The organism is Actinospica durhamensis, from assembly GCF_018139695.1.
Lineage (GTDB): Bacteria > Actinomycetota > Actinomycetes > Streptomycetales > Catenulisporaceae > Actinospica > Actinospica durhamensis.
The window spans coordinates 1-385 of sequence record NZ_JAGSOG010000897.1 but is presented as its reverse complement, the minus strand read 5'-3'; the positions used below and the strand labels follow the sequence as shown (position 1 = coordinate 385).

The window sequence follows — 385 nt, the reverse complement described above, 5'->3', positions numbered from 1 at the left end:
CTCCTGGAGTTCGTCCGGGAAGCCGTCGACGCCGGGGTCGTGGGGGGCCGTCACCTCGCCGCGGCCCTGGAGCTGGAGGCCCAGCTGTCGGCCGGCCGGGAGCGCCCCGTCCCGATGAACATCGACGGCGCCACCGCCGTGATCTACGCCGAGCTCGGCTTCACCGCCGAACTCGCCCGCGGACTCTTCATCCTGTCGCGGTCCGTCGGCGTGCTGGCCCACAGCTGGGAGGAGACCCGGAGCGGCCGGCGCATCAAGGGCCCGATGCCCCCGCCGCTCCTGCCGACCTACACCGGGCAGGCGGAACGGGCATGGACCGCCGCGACCGTGGACACGCCGTGAACGCGCCGTCCACCGCGCCGGACGCGTTCGGGTGCCTCAGGAC

At 74.5% G+C, this 385-nt stretch carries 1 protein-coding gene; it reads left to right on the top strand.

All coding sequences use genetic code 11. The annotated features are described in order from the left end of the window. A partial coding sequence (locus KDL01_RS42735) for a citrate/2-methylcitrate synthase (RefSeq protein ID WP_212534388.1) occupies window positions 1-342 on the top strand: 342 nt, incomplete at its 5' end. Window positions 343-385 lie beyond the last annotated feature (43 nt).